Below are 14,800 nucleotides of genomic sequence, written 5' to 3'. Positions count from 1 at the left end.
GCACGTCCCCTTTCAACGAAAAATGGTCGGGTCTCCGGCGGCACCGGTCAGCGCGCCGTTCTCCATTAGGCCCCTCGCTTCCAGCCATCGTTCGAACTCCGGCGCCGGTCGCAGCCCCAGCAGCTCCCGCACCGTCGCGATGTCGTGATAGCTCGTCGACTGGTAATTCAGCATGCAGTCGTCGCTGAGCGGCACGCCGATCAGGAAATTGACGCCCGCCGAACCGAGCAGCACCGCCAAATTGTCCATATCGTTCTGATCCGCCTTCATATGGTTCGTATAACAGACGTCGACGCCCATCGGCAGGCCGTGCAGCTTCCCCATAAAATGGTCTTCCAGCCCCGCACGCGTCACCTGCTTGCCGTCGTACAAATATTCCGGTCCGATGAAGCCGACCACCGTGTTGACCATGAATGGCTTGTAATGGCGGGCCAGCCCGTAACAGCGCGCTTCAAGCGTCAACTGATCGATGCCGTGATGCGCTTCGGCGGATAGCTCCGAGCCTTGCCCCGTCTCGAAATACCAGCGGTTCGGGCCTGCCGCCGCTCCGCGTTCGCGAATCATCGCGTCCGCTTCGTCGAGCAACGCCTTATCGATGCCGAACGCCGCATTGCCGGCCTGCGTGCCCGCGAGGCTCTGGAAGATGAGATCCATCGGCGCGCCGAGCTCGATCGCCCGCATCTGCGTCGTCACATGCGCGAGCACGCAGTTCTGCGTCGGCACCGCCAAGCGGTCCATCGTTTCCCGGGTCATCTGCAATATCGCCCGCACGCTCTCCGGCGTATCGATAACCGGATTGATGCCGATCACCGCGTCGCCGATCCCGTAAGCGAGCGCTTCGAATAGCGATGCCTCGATGCCGCGCAGGTCGTCGGCCGGGTGATTGGGCTGGGCGCGCCCGCTGAGCACGCCGCGCTGCCCGATCGTCGTGTTGCAACGCGCGACGACTTCGATCGCCCGCGCCGCGCGCAGCAGATCGAGGTTGCTCATCAGCTTGGCGCACGCCGCGATCATCTCGCTCGTCATGCCGCGACCCAGCCGCAGCAGCTCGCCCCCGCTCTCGGCGAGCAGCCGCTCCCGCATCGCGCCGACGGTCAGATGCTTGATCTCGGCGTAAATCGTTGCGTCCACGCCGCTATCGATGACGGCCGACACTTCGTCCAGCTCCGGCGGCAGCACCGGCGGCAGCACCGGCTGCTCGCGCAGCGCGGAGAGCGGCATATCCGCCAGCACCAGCTTGGCGGCCGCCCGTTCGGCGGCATCCGCCGCGGCGATGCCCGCCAGCTGATCGCCGGACTTCTCTTCGTTGGCCTTCGCCAGCAATTCCTTCGTGTCCGCGAACGCGTACGTCCGCCCCCGGACCGTCGTCTTCAGCTTCAAAGCGTCTCCTCCTCACTGTGGCCGGCCGCAAAAGCAAGCGTCTTGACGATAACCGGCACGATCGCGCGTCCGGACAGCGGCTCGCCGAGATCGATATAATCCCCGTCGCCCGCCGAGATGCCGTCGAGGCAGACAACCTTCCGCTCGGAGCCGAACCGAAGCGACAGCGATTGCCCGAGCGCCTTGGCCATATCCCGCTCGCACACAACGATCACGGGCACCGCATCGGGAAGATAGATACGGCTAGCCGACGCGATCCCATCTGCGACAATCTGTAAATCGGCATAGGACAACAAACTGCCGCTCGCCAACAATAGGGCGAAACACGGGGCGCGATGGTCTGGCGCATGCGAGCCTTGGTTGTCGTCGCCTGACGCCGTCGCTTGCGCGTTCGCCCCTTCGCCTGCTACCGGGATGTCGGGTCGACCTTGCCCCGAATCTTCGACTACGGCCCCGCCGAGCTCCTCCTCATCCAGACCCTCGCCGACCGTCCTTCCGCGCTCTTCTACGTCCGGTCCTTCGCCGATCGTCTTGCCACGCTCCTCGCCGCCCGATCCCTCCGTCGAACCGCCTGCCCCATGCGCGGCCGCTTCGCCGTACCTGCGCATGGCGACCTCCGTCGCTCCCGCGATCTCGGCTTCTACCCGCATCGCTTCCGCTGCCGGGTAATCCGGCAGCGCGACGCGGACGACCGGCAGGTTGCGGATCGGCAGCACGCCCGGCGCGACGTGCACCGTCGCCCCGCTGATCTCGACCGTCCGCGTCCCGGCGCCGATCACCGTCGCCCGGGACGTATGCGCGGCCGCAACGCGGCGCAAGTTCATGCGGTCGGCGGCGCGAACGAGCGCATCGGCGAGCAGAAGACCGATGTCGCCGTACGCGGCCGCCTCCGCGATCGACGCCGGCTTCGCCCGCTCCGCGAGCGCCGCCACCCCGCCCGACAGCATCAGCGCATCGAACGGCGGCAGCAGAGGCGGGGCCTCGCCCACGAGCAGCGTACTGACGCAGCCGCTAGCGGTTCGTCCCGTCAAATAGCCGAGCAGGGCGTCCGCCATCGACGCCGCGACCGCTTCGTATTCGCCAAGCGCGCACCGCTGGCCGCGCGCAACGTCGAATCCGCTCGCCCGCAGCCAGGGGCGGATGGCGGCCGCCACGTTGATCGCTTCGCCGCTCGCGTCCAGTTCGATCAACCGCCCGCCGACGCGAAGCGTGACCGTGGCGACGAGCTCGCCGCTCCGGAAGAACGCCGCGTTCGCCGTCCCGCCGCCAACGTCGACGTTGAGGACGGTTTGCCCGGTTCGAGCCGAATACGCTTCGGCGCCGGACCCTTTCCCCGCCAGCATCGCTTCCAAATCCGCGCCGGCCGTCGCCACGACGAAGTCGCCCGCGCGACCCGCAAGCTCATGCAGCGCCTCGGCGGCGTTGGCTTTGTTCGCCGTCTCGCCGGTAATAATGACGGCGCCGGTCTGGACGTCAGACAGCCCCCGTCCCGCGCGTCGGTATTCTTCCGCCAGGAGCGCCGCGATTCGCCCAAGATCCAGCCGATCCTCGCCTTCGAGCGGCGTTCGGTGCATGGCGCTCGCATAATCGATCACTCGCTCCGCAATTCGATAGGCCGGCAAAGAAGCTGCATCCGATACTTTGGCGACGCGCAACCGGCTAAAGATGAGCTTCGTCGTGCTCGTGCCCAGATCCACGCCCACGCTGGTGATCCATTCATCTCGATCCGCGCCCCCCGCTTGTTCTTCACGCTCCTTGAAATCCGCCATTCCCGTCCTCGCTTCCGCCGTGAACATGCGCTCGACACGACTCATCATTTTCCGGGAAATAATTCATCCAGTCCGCCCACTCAATGCCGGCTATTTCGCTGCCGCTTCCACCCGCAAACCCGGGAACGAATCGGTCGTCATGGCTTGCGACGGCTGAATATCGAGCAACCGGCAGATCAGCGGCGCGACCGCCAGCTGCGGCACGTATTGATCGGTATACTCGCCCGGGACGAATGCCTCGCCAATTCCGATTAAGCCCACATCGCGTTCCGCCTCGCCGGTTCCGCCGTGATGTCCGTCCTCGTTCATGCCGTGGTCGGCCGTGATGACGATGTTGTAGCCCGCGGCGATCCAAGCCGGCAGCACCATCGCCAGCGTCCCGTCCAGACGCAGCGCCTCCCCGCGATACTCAGCCGAATCCGACGTGAATTTATGCCCGGCATCGTCGACGTTCATCGTGTGGATATACAGGAAATCCGGATCGAACGACGTGCGCAGAAATTCCGCGTCCGCGACGAGATGCGAGTCCGGATACCGGTCGTCGAAATAAAACATGCCGTGCTGAATCGGCCGGTCCGTATTCAGCTGGATGCGGTCGGCGTACTCGAAAGGCGCTTTCTGATACAGCTCGCTGACCCAGTGATAAGCGGCCGCCGCCGTCGTCAGGCCGTGCTTGCGCGCAAGATGGAACAAGCTCTCCTGATTCGATAGGCGCGCGACGGCGTTCGAGACGATCCCGTTCACGTGCGCGGGCGTGCCGGTCAGCAGCACCTCGTAGAGCGGCCGCGACAGGCTGGGCAGCTCGGATTTCACCTTGTATGCCGCCGCCTGCCCCTTCTCTATCAAATGATTCAAATACCCCATTGATGACCGCATGACATCGTATCGCAGCCCATCCAGCACCAGCACGATCGTTCTTCCCATTCGCCCTGCCTCCATTGACCATTTTCTTTGAATAATGACTGTTTATGTGGTTTTAGTAGAATATAACGCAATCAAACAACATGGTCAATGAGTTTTAAGCGCCGCCAACGCAAAAACCCGACGGCACTTACGCACCATCGGGTTTCGGAGCAAGACGAACGTCTGCCGTCCGTCTTGCGATCAAGACCGGCTTACAGCTGGCCTTGGATTTTGTTTTTCAGAGAATCTTTCGATTGCAGACCGACCATTTTGTCAACCGGTTGGCCGTCTTTGAACAGGATCAGCGTCGGGATGCTCATGACGCCGAATTGGGAAGCGAGCTCAGGCTCTTCGTCGACGTTGATCTTCGCGATCGTCGCCGTGCCGGACAGCTCGGTGGACAGCTCTTCTACGATCGGGAGCTGCATTTTGCAAGGACCGCACCATGGCGCCCAGAAATCCACGAGCGTTACGCCGCTCTCGATGCTTTGGTTAAACGTATCTTTTGTCAATGCTACTGCCATTGTCAATCATCCTCTCCAACGAATATAGGGTACTTGTATCACAGGGAACCTTCACCGCGCCGAACAACGGGTCAAGACGAAGGAACCCGCCCTGCCAAAATCGAACCTACTTGCACACTTTGATCCGCCCAAGCACGTCCGCGACCGTAATGCCGCCGAAATAACTCTCGAGCTGCTTCTCCGCCGTGCAAAATATGCCGTTCATGACCGAACGCATATTGGAACCGACGACGCAATCGGAATCCGGATCGCCCGAGCACCAGCTCGGAATGACCGATCCTTGGGCCATCAGCCGGTAAATATCGGCCAGCGAAACAACAGCGGGATCAAGCGTCAGCCGGTATCCGCCGCCGGCGCCTTCGCGCGTATCGACGTATCCGCCTTTGCGCAAATGGCTCATGACCTTGCGAACGCGCGCCGGGTTCGTCGAGACGTTCTCGGCGATCACTTCGCTCGGCGCCATCCGCTCCGGCAAATAAGCCAAATAAACAAGACTGTGCACGGCTATCGTAAATTCGCTGTTCATCTGCTACGGCCACCCCGCTTTATACTGTAATAATATCAGTTACAGTTGAGTTTGTCAACGCGGGTCTTCCTTATTGTACGGAAAGCTCGATTGGCCTATACATAGCGGATTGGTTTGCGTTCGCAATCCGAGGATTGCGGATGTAACATTCCGCCGGAGCGATAGACATGCCTACCATACCTTACCACGATCAAGTCAAATCAAACAGATCCATCTGTTCGACAGGCTCCGGTTCGGGAGCGGCGGGACGCTCGAAACTGCCGCGCGGCGGCGTCATTCCCAGCATGCGCATCAGCTCAAGTCCGTTGTCCGCCGCATCCCCGCCGGAATTGTTGTTGAACAGCACGACGACCCGGCTCGCTTCCCGCGCAAGCCGATCGATACGCTCCCCCCACTCCGTCAGCTCTTCTTCGCCGTACCGGTATAGATACCGAACGTCCCGCCAATTCGGCTGCCCGGCGCTGTTCCAGCCGGAGACGTTGCGGCCGTGCAGCCGGATGAGCGCCATCCCCTCGTCGGTCACCGCCTCCACGATCGGCACGGAGCCTTCCCCGGCCTGCGGTTCGTCGCATACGGTGTGGATCCACCCTTCCCGCTTCGTGAATTCGATGGTCCGCTCCCGCGTTCCCGGCGCATACCAGCTTTGGTTGCGAAACTCCAGCGCGCACGGGATGTCCGCCATTCTCCGCTTGGCCGTTCGCAGCTCCTCCACGTTGAACCGGGTACACGTAAACCACGGCGGATATTGAAAAAGCACCGCGTCCAGCTTCCCCGCCGCCCGAATCGGCTCGATCGATTCGTGGAACGCCTTGTACATCGCATCCTCGCTCTCGAACGGCTTATGCGCGCCGCCGCGCGAATGGCCGGTCATCCCCTGGTACGCTTTGACGACGAAACGAAAGTCGGCCGGCGTCTCCGACGCCCACTTCTCCGCCAGCTTGGGCGCTTGCACCGCATAGAAGGAGCTGTCGACTTCCACCGCCGGGAACCAGTTCGCATAGGCCGCCAGCTTGTTCTTCTCTTTCGCTTCTTTATATAACGTCGGATGGTCCCCCCATCCGCATAGCCCGATTCGTATCATGCGCGGATCACCACCCCGATCTCGCGGGCAACACCCGCCTCTATGAACAATGTACCCGTTTCGCCGCATTCTGATCTTGCGCGCGTCTTCCCGCTGCCTTAGCATGGAGGACAAAGGCTCGTCCCTCCTATGAAAGCGCAACGTGCGGGAATCCGCTGACGCGCCGCCCGAGCCGCAAAGGAGCTCCCATGCACATCGACTTCTATTATGATCTATTCTGCCCTTGGTGCCGCATCGGCCATAAACATCTCCTCGAAGCGATCGACCGCCGGCATGCCCAAGGCGGCGAGCCGGTCATCCTCGCGTACCGCTCGTATCAGCTCGATCCTTCGCTGCCGCCGGAGGGCATGCCCTTCCGGCACGCCGCGCACGGCAAGGCGGGAGAAGCGCTCCGACAGGTCTCCGAAGCCGGCGAGGCCGCAGGTTTGCCGTTCCGATTCGACCTCGTGACGCGGATGCCGAATACGCGCCTGGCGCATCGGTTCGTCGCGCTGCTCCCGGAGCCGCTCAAGCCCGAGGCGATCGAGGCGCTATTCCGCGCCGTCTTCGAGGAAGGCCGAGACATTGCGGCATGCGGTGAGATCGAGACGATCGCCGCATCGGTCGGGGCGGAAGCCGTCGCGGTCCTCGAGGCGCTGAGACGCGGCGACGGCGAAGATCGCGTCTCCGCGGATATCGCGAGCGCGGCGCGGCTCGGCGTCAAGGGCGGACCGCTATTCGTATTCGGCGACCGCTTCGCGCTGTCCGGCGCTTACCCGCCGGACAAGCTGCTTCAAGCGATGAGCCGGGCCGCGCAAGGGTGAAAAGCGGGCAGGCTCGCATCCGGTACGGAGTGCAAGCGTATAGGCGGCCGCGGCCGGCTAATCCGAGCCGTCCCCAGAGGCTTAACGCCTGTAGTCGGCTACAGCCACGCGCCCCCGGCCGCTACTTCCGATTGCCCCGGATCAGCCGGTAGCCCTTGCGCACGCCGTCCATCATCCACTCCGGGATCGGGAACGGCAGCTTGGACAAGTAAGGCACGTAGAAGCGGTGGTACGCGCCCTTCAGATCGTCCCACATTCGGCAAGGCTCCGTCTTCAAGAAATCGGAGACGTCGACGACGATGCCGCGGCCTTCGTGCTGCATGACGTTCTTGCCGTGGACGTCGTGCGGGTAGAGCCCTTTGCTCTTCGCGTAGTCGAGCGCCTCGTCGATATCGGCGATAACGCGCGGCGCGATCCGCGTGCGGTCGAGCATGCACTGGTACAGCGTCTTGCCCCGCAGCCGCTTCAGCACCAGATAGCGGTGGCCGCTCGCCTCCGCGGACAGCTTGCAGCTGGCGAACGCGGGATGCTCTCCGAGCCGGCGGTACACTTCGGTCTCCGCTTCGAATCCTTCGCGCCCCGGCGCATACACTTTCACCACCCAGTCCGCGAGCTTCGGATGGGTGAAGACGCCGGCGTAGTTGCCCGCGCCCAGCCGGATCCACTCCGGCGGCTGCCGCCGCACGACGATCGGCTCGGTCGGATCGACGCTCGCAAGCTCCAGTCCCGGCAGCAGATCGCGCTCGATGAACGCCCGCAGCTCCTCCCCGTCCGTTACATCGCCTGTTGCGCCTTTCAGCCCGTCATTCCGAGCCGTCATAGCGCGATCTCCGTTCGTCTTCCCGTATTCTTCGGCCGACGCATCCGGACCTCCGTTCGTTTTGACGCCATGTCCCTCTAGGTTGTCGTGAACCCCATCGTTCTTCCCGTGATCCCAATCGCGTTTCTCGCTCACTTGACGGCCGCTCCTTCTGTTTTCCTGCCTCCATTGTAAGGGGCTTCCAGTCAAAAAGAAAGACCGCCTGCGACCGGGCCTAATGCCCGCCGCCGACGATCCGAAGACCCGCCACGCCCGCGATGATCATCGCGATAAACAATAACTTCCGCCGGTCCCGCGATTCGCCGAACAGCATCATCCCGAGCACGACGCTCCCCGCCGAACCGATCCCGGTCCACACGCCGTACGCCGTGCTGATCGGAATTTCGCGCAGCGCCAGCGACAAGAAGTAGAAGCTGAATATCCCCGACACGATCGCGCCGACCGTCCCTTTCCACTTCCGGAAGCCGTCCGACAGCTTCATGAACGTGACGCCGCTCATCTCGCTAAGTCCGGACAGCAGCAAAAACACCCATGCCATCTCGATCCCTTCCTTTCCTTGATTCGCGCGCGAAGCACGCCTTATCCGCACGCTTCCTCTGCCATGCGTACCCGCCGCGATCTTCCCCCGGAAATGCCAGCTCCGTCTACGCCCGCCTAAATACCGGTCTGTCCGCCGCTTTCCTGCGCGCTAGCCGGTTTTGTCGCGTCATCCTCATTCGAAGGTTTGTTATCATCCGAAATGAGCTTAATGCCGATAATGCCGCCCACCAGCAGCGCGACGAAAAAGATGCGCAGCGCGCCCGCCGGCTCGCCCAGCACGAGCATGCCGATAATGGCCGTGCCCGCCGTCCCGATCCCGGTATAGACCGCATATGCCGTGCCGATCTCGAGCATCCGCATCGCCTTGGCGAACAAATAGAAGCTGATCGCCAGCGTAATTGCGGTCAGCGCGCTCGGAATCGGCTTCGTGAACCCTTCGGATGCTCGAAGCCCATACGCCCAGCCGATCTCGAACAAACCGCCGATAAAGACATAAACCCAACCCATGCGTGAACCCATACGTGCTCTCCTTCCCTTCCAAAAGCATCGCTTGCGGCGATGACCGCCCCTAGCGCCTGCCCGTCGCACCAAATGCCTGCCCTGCCCGTCGCCCAACTAACGCTCTCCCGCCAGCGCGCCTCGGAACCATTCCCAAAGCATCTGCTGCCGCTCCCGATAGACCGCCTCTTCGTAAGCTTCCTGCTCCACGATCAACCCGTCGACCAAGCCGTAGAACAGCGCCGTAAGCGGCCGCACGTCGCGCGTCGCCTCCGCTCCATCGCGAAAGCATGCTTGGAACAACGGCCCCAGCCGCTCGTCGAGGAACCGTTCGTACGCCGCGAAATCCGAGCGGATCCGGTCGCGCAGATGTCGCGGCGGCACAATGATCGCCCGCTTCAGGAACGACAGCGCCTTCGTCGCGTCCGCATCGCTGAAGAAGCCGAATGCGGCGCGCACCCGATCCATCGGCGCCGCCTCCTCCGTATCGGCGAGCAAGGCCGAGAAACGGCTGCGCTCCTCTTCGATCACATCCGTCAGCAGCGACAGGAACAGCTGCTCCTTCGAGTCGAAATGCGCGTAGATCGACGGCGTCTTGATGCCGACGAGCTTCGCGATCTCCGACAATGAAGCGCCTTCGTAACCCGACTCGGTAAATAGCGTCATCGCCGCTTGTTTGATTCTATTGGCCGTCATGCGAATCCCCCATTTGTCGTACGTCCCCAGTCTCGGCGGCCGCCGATGCTTGCATGCGCAGCATTAATCGATATCCGCCTAACGATCGTTAGCCTCACATGATTGTAACGTCGCGCATCCCCCGTGTCAACGTCCGAGCCGTGGACGCCTCGTCCGTGCGATTTCGCGCGGCAACCTTGCCCCGCTGCAAGGCGCAGAGCAAAATCGCACAAACTTTTGTCCGCTCTCCCGGTTGATCGACGCGCCCGCCGTGGTATAATAAAACCATAACTTAAAGGCCATGCTACCTAAAGGTACAACCTCTATTCCGACAACGAGGCTGTACCTTTTTTGCGTCATCCGCATCAGCCTCACCGAACCAATTAGGAGCGTGAATAGACATGCAGCTAGAAGCCATTTACCACCGCCCCAAACAAAACTGGTCATACGCCTACGACCGCGAGACGATCCACATCCGCATCCGCACGAAGCGCGGCGACATGGACCGCGTCGTGGCCGTCGCCGGCGACAAATATGCTTGGGACACGACCGTCCGCAAAGTGCCGATGCGCATTTTCGCCTCGGATGAGCTGTTCGATTACTGGGAAGCGGCCGTGAAGCCGCCTTACCGCCGCCTGCGCTACTTCTTCCAGCTGGAGAAGGGCACGAAGAAACTGTGGCTGACCGAGAAAGGGTTCGAGAAGAACCAGCCGGCGCATTCCCTGGAAGCGTTCGACTATCCGTTCATCAACCCGATCGACGTGTTCGGGCCGCCGGCGTGGGTGAAGGACGCCATCTTCTATCAGATCTTCCCGGAGCGCTTCGCCAACGGCGATCCGTCCAACGATCCCGCGAACGTGGAGCCGTGGGGCGGCAAGCCGACGCCGAGCAACTTCTTCGGCGGCGACCTGCAAGGGGTCATCGACCATCTCGATTACCTGTCCGACCTCGGCATCAACGCGATCTACTTCTGTCCGATCTTCGAGGCGACGACCAACCATAAATACGATACGCAGGACTACATGCGCGTCGACAAGCATTTCGGTTCCAACGAGAAGGTGAAGGAGCTCGTCGAGGCGTGCCACAAGCGCGGCATCCGCGTCCTGCTCGACGCCGTGTTCAACCATGCGGGCGCGACGTTCGGCCCGTTCCTAGACGTGAAGGAGAAGGGCGCGCAGTCCGAATACGCCGACTGGTTCCACGTGCGCGACTGGCCGCTGCGCGTCGAGAACGGCATTCCGACGTACGACACGTTCGCGTTCGAACCGATCATGCCGAAGCTGAACACGGAGAACGAAGACGTGAAGAGGTACCTGCTCGGCGCGGCGAAATACTGGATCGAGGAGATCGGCATCGACGGCTGGCGCCTGGACGTCGCCAACGAGGTCGACCACCAGTTCTGGCGCGAATTCCGCCAGACGGTCAAAGCCGTCAACAAGGACGCGTACATCCTCGGCGAGATTTGGCACGACTCCATGATGTGGCTGCAGGGCGACCAGTTCGACGCGGTCATGAACTATCCGTTCACGAACGCGGTGCTCGACTACGCCGCTTACGGCAAAATCGACGGCGCAGGCTTCGCCAACGCGATCGGCAAGCAGCTCGGCGCCTATCCGCAGCAAGTCGGCGAAGCGGCGTTCAACCTGCTCGACAGCCATGACACGGCGCGCCTGCTCACGCTGTGCAGCGGCGACGAGCGCCGGATGAAACTGGCCGCCCTGTTCCAGCTCACCTACCCGGGCACGCCGTGCATCTACTACGGCGACGAGGTCGGCATGAGCGGCGGCCACGATCCGGACTGCCGCAAATGCATGGTGTGGGACGAAGCGGAACAGAACGGCGAGCTGCTCCGCTTCTACCGCACGCTCATCGCGCTGCGCAAGGACCACCAGGCGCTCCGCTCCATGGACATCCGCTTCCTGCACGCGGAAGCGCGCGACGCGGCGATCGTCTTCGAGCGCAGAGGCGAGTCGGCTTCCGAGCGCTTCATCATCGCGATGAACGCGGGCGGACGCGCCCGTACGGTCAAGGCGTCCGCGCGGACGGGCTCCTGGCGCAACGTCTTCACGGGCGAGACCGTCAGCGTGGTCAACAAAGAAGTAACGTTCGCGCTGCCGGAGTACGGATTCACCGTCCTGCAGCTGCTGGACGTCTAGACCCAAGAACACGATAAGGACAGCCCATGGCATTCCAATATGCCCGGGGCTGTCCTTTTTTATGACTACCTTCCCATTTCTTCAGCCCCGAATTATTGGTATAATGAAGAATATTGGCGAATTATGTAAGTGATACTGCATGGATAAGGGAGAGGGATATGAAGAAGCTGACGACCTGGGGTCTGCTCAGTCTCATTGTTATGCTTGGACTGTCAGTCCCTGCGGAAGCCGCGACCAAAGCGGTATCCGCCTACGACAAACTTGTCGCGACCTACGGCAAGAAGAGCCGGTTCTCGACCTTTCAGACCGAAGGCTCGCTAACCTACAACGTGTTCGTCTATCCGATCGGCAAGGAGACGAATATTAAAGCCAAACCGGCCACCTGCCCCGCGCAAGGCACTAACCTGTACATGAACCAGTACCGCGTCGCGTACTTCAAGAAAGACGCGTCGAAGGCCGAAATCATCGACCCCGGCAGCTTCGCGCTGACCGGCAAATATTCGTTCGTGTACACGATCAAAGCGAAGCCGAATCTGCTCGTCTTCTCGACCTGCGAGACCGGACCGCTATCCAGCTACAATATTTTCACCATGGTCAACGGGAAGCTGAAGAAGGTGCTCGGCCTTAGCTACGGCATCAGCCACGCGATCCGCCCGACCGGCGTCGACGGTCAGTTCCAGAACGTCGAATACACCGAGAGCACCAAGGAATACGCCTTCGTCACCTATCGTCTCGACAAGACGAAGAGCCGATTCGCGCCCGTCAGCACTTTCGCCCTCGCCGGCGAGAAGGGCTATGCCGCGTATACATACTGGAAGAACAACCCGAAGGTCATCATCAATGAAGCTTATATGAAACAAGCGGCGGCCGAGTAAGCGGTTGTTCGCCTAATGACGAAGACGCCTCCATCACCGGTCCGGCCGGCCATGGGAGGCGTCTTCGTCATTCGTTATGCCGCGGCCGACCGCCGCCATTAGTGCTTGAAGCCGGAATGATATTTGTCCGGACTCGACGACTCGTCCTTCGTATGCGACTTGCGGCGCTCGTCCCTCACCGCGATGTTCAACTCCTCGACGGGAATCGGATCGACGGTGCGCTCGCTCTCCCACATATCGAACAGGCTCGGCTTCTCGGTCGGATACTGCTCCGGATGGTCGCGGCGTTCGGCGCCCCCGCCGGCCTCGACCTCTCTCTTCTGCGCGCGAATCTGTTCCTCGTTCCGTTTCGAATTAGTCATGGCTTCCGTCTCCTTTCGCTTATAGGTCAAATGGATGTACCAGCTCATGATCCTTCGCCCCTATCTATGCGTGATCGTCCCTGCCGGGGCCGTCCCTTCCCTCTCTTATAAAGTATTGGCCGCATCCTGAAACATCCGACGGGGCGCACGTAACCACGAGACGCCAAAAATCCCCGGTTCGCGGCAAGCGCGAATTCCGGGGATTCACTTCGACTAGCTCTATGGGCGATCCTGCCGAAGCACGACCGTGCTGTACGCCGGCAGCACCAGCGTTGCGCCGTCCAGCTTCGCGCCGTCCTTGCTCTGCTTCGCGATCTCGGCGAACTCGCCTTCGGTCAATTGAACGGTCTGCTCCGCGCCGCCCATGTTGTGCACGACGAGCGCTTGATCGTCCGCCGTGACGCGCAAGTACGAGCCGATCTGCGGATTGTCGATCTTGTATTCCTTGATGCCGCCGTTGCGAAGCGTCGGCAGCTCCTTGCGCCACGCGATCAACTCCTTATAGAAGGCCAGCAGCGAATTCTCGTCCTTCAACTGCTCTTCGACGTTCGCGCCTTCCTTCCAATAGCGGGAAGCTTCCCACTTCGTCTGGCCTTCGCCGCCTTCTTTCGACGCGTACCACGGCATCGGCTCGCGGATCGCCTCGTCGGGCTTCATCCCCTGCATGCCGATTTCCTCGCCGTAATAGATGAACGGATTGCCCGGCAGCGTCAGCTGCAGCGCCGCCGCCATTTTGGCGTGGTCGACATTGCCCAGCAGCACGCTCATCGCCCGGTTCAGGTCATGATTGCCGAGGAACGTCGCGTCGACGAACGTGCCGCCCGACGACTTCTCGTACATGCCGTATACCCGGTCCAGCGAGAACGCCACGTCGGGATTCGTCTCGTCGTCGGCCGCGGAGAGCAGCTTCGTCGACAAGTCGAAGTTGAAGCCGGAATCGAGCGCCCGGTCCAGATAAGGCGCGACGATAACCGGAGAATCCCACACCTCGCCGATCAGATAGGCATCCTTCTTCTTCCCGCTCATAGCGGCGCGGAATTCCTGCCACCACGCCTGGTTCTTCTTCTGAATGTCCGGCGTGTTGATCGATGATTTGAAGTCGCCGTAAATATGCTTCGCCGCGTCCAGACGGAAGCCGTCGAGACCTTGATCCAGCCAGAATTGGCCAGCCTTGATCATCTCGGCCCGCACCGCCGGCTCGTCGAAGTTCAGATCCGGCATGCCTTCCCAGAAGACGCCCAAGTACTTGTAGCTGCCCGCGGCATGCCACGGATTGCCGCCCGTCGCGCCGTCGCCGGGCAATGGCTCGGACGCGTCCTTGAACGTGTACCAATTTCGGTATTTGCTGTTCGGATCGGCCGCCGCTTCTTTGAACCAAGGGTGTTCCTTGCTTGTATGATTGACGACGAGGTCCATGATGACCTTGATCCCGCGTTTGTGCGCTTCGTCCAGCATCTTCTTCATATCGTCTATCGTGCCGTATTCCGAATTTACGCCGTAGTAGTCCGTCACGTCGTAGCCGTGATAACTCGGCGAAGCGTTGATCGGCATGAGCCAGATGCCCTCTACGCCGAGGTCTTTCAAGTAATCCAGCTTCTGCGTGACGCCGTTCAAATCGCCGATGCCGTCGCCGTTCGCGTCATAGAACGACCGGACGAAGATCTCGTAGTAGACGCTCGACGGCTGCTCGTCGACCGCGGCGGTCTGCACAGCCGCCTGGCCGTTCGTCGGCGTCTTATTGCCCGCATACGCGCCGTCGCTTGCTTGATTGCCGTTGCCTGCGTTACCCGCGCTATTATCCGACGTACAGCCTACCGCCGCAAGAAGCAGGGCTGCGCTAAGCGCAGCCCCGATCCAAGCGCGTGCATAAGTTCCTTTCACGCGCATA

Annotated in this window: 15 protein-coding genes; 3 read left to right on the top strand and 12 right to left on the bottom strand. The window is 61.7% G+C overall.

The genetic code is table 11. From position 1 onward, the window contains the following. Positions 1 to 12 precede the first annotated feature (12 nt). The 6 genes from eutB to BCM02_RS13035 form a co-directional block, all read right to left on the bottom strand. Positions 13 to 1,380 (bottom strand): ethanolamine ammonia-lyase subunit EutB, encoded by a 1,368-nt coding sequence (eutB, locus tag BCM02_RS13060; protein ID WP_148929533.1) that lies wholly within the window; start codon positions 1,378 to 1,380, stop codon positions 13 to 15. After that, entirely contained in the window at positions 1,377 to 3,149 is a 1,773-nt protein-coding gene (locus tag BCM02_RS13055; RefSeq protein WP_187434189.1) for an ethanolamine ammonia-lyase reactivating factor EutA, read from the bottom strand. The genes eutB and BCM02_RS13055 overlap by 4 nt, the downstream gene beginning before the upstream one ends. Positions 3,150 to 3,239: 90 nt before the next feature. Next, entirely contained in the window at positions 3,240 to 4,073 is an 834-nt protein-coding gene (locus BCM02_RS13050; RefSeq protein WP_148929531.1) for an alkaline phosphatase family protein, read from the bottom strand. Between the two features lie 191 nt (positions 4,074 to 4,264). After that, complete coding sequence (gene trxA / locus BCM02_RS13045; RefSeq protein WP_148929530.1) at positions 4,265 to 4,576, bottom strand: thioredoxin; 312 nt, start codon at positions 4,574 to 4,576, stop codon at positions 4,265 to 4,267. A gap of 106 nt (positions 4,577 to 4,682) precedes the next feature. Further along, the gene (locus BCM02_RS13040; RefSeq protein ID WP_148929529.1) at positions 4,683 to 5,102 is read right to left on the bottom strand and encodes an RrF2 family transcriptional regulator; all 420 of its coding nucleotides are present in this window, start codon (positions 5,100 to 5,102) and stop codon (positions 4,683 to 4,685) included. Between the two features lie 190 nt (positions 5,103 to 5,292). Then, complete coding sequence (locus BCM02_RS13035; RefSeq protein ID WP_148929528.1) at positions 5,293 to 6,183, bottom strand: DUF72 domain-containing protein; 891 nt, start codon at positions 6,181 to 6,183, stop codon at positions 5,293 to 5,295. 188 nt (positions 6,184 to 6,371) lie between these two features. Between BCM02_RS13035 and BCM02_RS13030 the strand changes: the two genes are divergently transcribed. Beyond that, positions 6,372 to 6,986: a DsbA family oxidoreductase gene (locus tag BCM02_RS13030; protein ID WP_148929527.1), complete on the top strand. Its 615-nt coding sequence runs from the start codon at positions 6,372 to 6,374 to the stop codon at positions 6,984 to 6,986. Between the two features lie 121 nt (positions 6,987 to 7,107). Here BCM02_RS13030 and BCM02_RS13025 read toward each other — a convergent pair whose 3' ends face one another. The 4 genes from BCM02_RS13025 to BCM02_RS13010 form a co-directional block, all read right to left on the bottom strand. Then, positions 7,108 to 7,941, bottom strand: coding sequence for a serine/threonine-protein kinase (locus tag BCM02_RS13025; RefSeq protein WP_342791306.1), 834 nt, complete (start codon positions 7,939 to 7,941; stop codon positions 7,108 to 7,110). A 79-nt stretch (positions 7,942 to 8,020) separates the two neighbouring features. After that, entirely contained in the window at positions 8,021 to 8,344 is a 324-nt protein-coding gene (locus tag BCM02_RS13020) for a DMT family transporter (protein WP_148929526.1), read from the bottom strand. Positions 8,345 to 8,460: 116 nt separating this feature from the next. Next, positions 8,461 to 8,865 (bottom strand): DMT family transporter, encoded by a 405-nt coding sequence (locus tag BCM02_RS13015; protein WP_342791305.1) that lies wholly within the window; start codon positions 8,863 to 8,865, stop codon positions 8,461 to 8,463. A gap of 96 nt (positions 8,866 to 8,961) precedes the next feature. Then, a complete protein-coding gene (locus BCM02_RS13010) occupies positions 8,962 to 9,540 on the bottom strand; it encodes a TetR/AcrR family transcriptional regulator (RefSeq protein WP_148929525.1) in 579 nt (192 codons plus the stop codon). A 380-nt stretch (positions 9,541 to 9,920) separates the two neighbouring features. Between BCM02_RS13010 and BCM02_RS13005 the strand changes: the two genes are divergently transcribed. Both BCM02_RS13005 and BCM02_RS13000 read left to right on the top strand, forming a co-directional pair. After that, positions 9,921 to 11,675, top strand: coding sequence for an alpha-glycosidase (locus BCM02_RS13005; protein WP_148929524.1), 1,755 nt, complete (start codon positions 9,921 to 9,923; stop codon positions 11,673 to 11,675). Positions 11,676 to 11,833: 158 nt separating this feature from the next. Then, positions 11,834 to 12,550 carry a hypothetical protein gene (locus BCM02_RS13000; RefSeq protein WP_148929523.1) on the top strand — a complete coding sequence of 239 codons (717 nt, stop codon included), beginning with the start codon at positions 11,834 to 11,836 and terminating at the stop codon, positions 12,548 to 12,550. A gap of 98 nt (positions 12,551 to 12,648) precedes the next feature. Here BCM02_RS13000 and BCM02_RS12995 read toward each other — a convergent pair whose 3' ends face one another. After that, positions 12,649 to 12,912, bottom strand: a complete 264-nt coding sequence (locus tag BCM02_RS12995; protein ID WP_246183355.1) for a hypothetical protein — start codon at positions 12,910 to 12,912, stop codon at positions 12,649 to 12,651. 219 nt (positions 12,913 to 13,131) lie between these two features. Further along, positions 13,132 to 14,799, bottom strand: coding sequence for an alpha-amylase family glycosyl hydrolase (locus BCM02_RS12990; RefSeq protein ID WP_148929522.1), 1,668 nt, complete (start codon positions 14,797 to 14,799; stop codon positions 13,132 to 13,134). Between the last annotated feature and the right edge of the window lies 1 nt (position 14,800).

It is taken from the genome of Paenibacillus methanolicus (assembly GCF_008124765.1).
GTDB lineage: Bacteria > Bacillota > Bacilli > Paenibacillales > Paenibacillaceae > Paenibacillus_Z > Paenibacillus_Z methanolicus.
Note: the sequence above shows the minus strand (reverse complement) of the source record. Positions and strands in the feature narration are given on the sequence as shown.

What these genes read in the sequence shown, in the direction of transcription:
- BCM02_RS13055 (WP_187434189.1), bottom strand. Translation starts at nt 3,149, where the DNA reads ATGGCGGATTTCAAGGAGCGTGAAGAACAAGCGGGGGGCGCGGATCGA.
- BCM02_RS13050 (WP_148929531.1), bottom strand. Translation starts at nt 4,073, where the DNA reads ATGGGAAGAACGATCGTGCTGGTGCTGGATGGGCTGCGATACGATGTC.
- trxA (WP_148929530.1), bottom strand. Translation starts at nt 4,576, where the DNA reads ATGGCAGTAGCATTGACAAAAGATACGTTTAACCAAAGCATCGAGAGC.
- BCM02_RS13040 (WP_148929529.1), bottom strand. Translation starts at nt 5,102, where the DNA reads ATGAACAGCGAATTTACGATAGCCGTGCACAGTCTTGTTTATTTGGCT.
- BCM02_RS13035 (WP_148929528.1), bottom strand. Translation starts at nt 6,183, where the DNA reads ATGATACGAATCGGGCTATGCGGATGGGGGGACCATCCGACGTTATAT.
- BCM02_RS13030 (WP_148929527.1), top strand. Translation starts at nt 6,372, where the DNA reads ATGCACATCGACTTCTATTATGATCTATTCTGCCCTTGGTGCCGCATC.
- BCM02_RS13020 (WP_148929526.1), bottom strand. Translation starts at nt 8,344, where the DNA reads ATGGCATGGGTGTTTTTGCTGCTGTCCGGACTTAGCGAGATGAGCGGC.
- BCM02_RS13015 (WP_342791305.1), bottom strand. Translation starts at nt 8,865, where the DNA reads ATGGGTTCACGCATGGGTTGGGTTTATGTCTTTATCGGCGGTTTGTTC.
- BCM02_RS13010 (WP_148929525.1), bottom strand. Translation starts at nt 9,540, where the DNA reads ATGACGGCCAATAGAATCAAACAAGCGGCGATGACGCTATTTACCGAG.
- BCM02_RS13005 (WP_148929524.1), top strand. Translation starts at nt 9,921, where the DNA reads ATGCAGCTAGAAGCCATTTACCACCGCCCCAAACAAAACTGGTCATAC.
- BCM02_RS13000 (WP_148929523.1), top strand. Translation starts at nt 11,834, where the DNA reads ATGAAGAAGCTGACGACCTGGGGTCTGCTCAGTCTCATTGTTATGCTT.
- BCM02_RS12995 (WP_246183355.1), bottom strand. Translation starts at nt 12,912, where the DNA reads ATGACTAATTCGAAACGGAACGAGGAACAGATTCGCGCGCAGAAGAGA.
- BCM02_RS12990 (WP_148929522.1), bottom strand. Translation starts at nt 14,799, where the DNA reads ATGCGCGTGAAAGGAACTTATGCACGCGCTTGGATCGGGGCTGCGCTT.